Annotated in this window: 1 protein-coding gene and 1 pseudogene; both read left to right on the top strand. The window is 58.7% G+C overall.

Going from position 1 to position 1,531, the window contains the following annotated elements:
- Positions 1-806: hypothetical protein (locus CRO75_RS32205; protein ID WP_204856424.1), on the top strand; the 806-nt coding region annotated here is incomplete at its 5' end.
- Between the two features lie 237 nt (positions 807-1,043).
- Positions 1,044-1,286: pseudogene (locus CRO75_RS32200) on the top strand (transposase domain-containing protein); the annotation flags it as partial.
- Positions 1,287-1,531: the final 245 nt, after the last annotated feature.

The following is a 1,531-nucleotide window of genomic DNA, read 5'->3' as shown; positions in this document are numbered from 1 at the left end:
GCAATGGCCTGATCGGCTTGACCCGCGATCTGCTGGTGTTCGCCGATGGCGCGGTCCGTACCGACACGGTGCGCTCCACCCTGGCCGGCAAGGGCCCGTCGGCCACTGTCGACGATCTTAAGGCCCAGGGCGCACTGACCAGCGACACGGTCGATGACTGGAAGAGCGACACCTTCACGGGTGGACCCGGAGCGCCGAAGATTGCCGAAGTGGGCCACGACAGTCAGGTGAATGCCGACGAGAAGAGTTTAGGCGTCACCGTCAGCGGTCGTGCGGCGGCGGGTAGTAGCGTTGAGCTGGAGTGGGCGGGTGCGCGCAAGAGCGTAACGGCTGACGCCAACGACGAGTGGTCGGTAGGCTTTAGCAGTAGCGAGGTACCGGCCGATGGCAATACCACCATCACAGCCACCGTCACGAGCCAAACCGGCAAAGTCTCCACAATCAACCGGATGGTGACGGTGGATACGATCGTTCCGGATAAACCGGTGCTTGATCCGGTGACTGGCGACAATCGGATCACGAGCGCCGAGCAGGCTGCCGGCCTCACCCTGACCGGTAGCGCCGAGGCGGGTAGCGATATCGTTATTGCTTGGAAATGGTACACGAGAGTGAAGGTTGATGACGCGGGCAAGTGGTCGCTGACGCTCACTAGTGAACAAATCCTAGACGGTAACGGCACCCTCCGTGTAGTCGCTGAAGACCAAGCCCTTAACCGCACGTATCGGGACTATCAAGTGCAGATGGACACGAGTGAGCCGGGGACCTTGATCGTCTCCCCGTTGGACAACATGGTGATCGGTGCCTAAGCCAGTCGTTGGTGCATGTCCCGGTGATTACCATCCGGGGCCTGCGCCAACCGAGTTAGTGCTGCCCAAGACCGCTTCGCGGCTAAGCGCCCCGCAAATCCATCGCCATACGACCGCACGCAAGGATCCTTGCGATGCCGGTTGGTGACAAATATCGCGCAAATTGCCGCCCTCACGTTCGCTGAGGGCCATGCCAATCATCCTGCAAGTGTGTGCCAACAAACTTGCGAGTTTACAGATGGTGCTGTGCCCATCGACAACAACCCAGTGGAGAATCAGAACCGACCAGCGGCCCTTGAGTGCTCGAACTGGTTATTTGCCGGGTTGCTCCGCAGTGGCAAACGGGCGGCGGCGATCATGAACCTGATCCAGTCAGCACACATGAACGGGCATGATACGTACGCCTATCTGATAAATGTGCTGAGACGGCTGCCGACACAGCGGGTGAGTGGGATCGGGCAATTGCTACCGCATCAGTGAGTGCCGGCCTGACTTACGCAAGCGAGTTGGGCGCACGCTTACACCGGTTCCCCCACCCGATTACGCGGGGACTAAGTTCTAATCACATCGCTCACGATACCGCTTCTTTCATCCTTTACGTCGCAGCGCCTCGCCCTTCATCACGATTCGATAAGCACTGTGTACCAATCGATTCAGCAAGGGGTCGTTGATCTAGGAGGGTGTAGACAAAATAAACTAAAGTTACCATTTCTTCTGCCTGGACA

The sequence above is a fragment of the Pseudomonas sp. LAMO17WK12:I10 genome (assembly GCF_900215185.1).
GTDB classification, from domain to species: Bacteria; Pseudomonadota; Gammaproteobacteria; order Pseudomonadales; family Pseudomonadaceae; genus Aquipseudomonas; species Aquipseudomonas chlororaphis.
The sequence above is the reverse complement of the archived record's forward strand: the minus strand, read 5'-3'. Positions and strand labels throughout refer to the sequence as shown.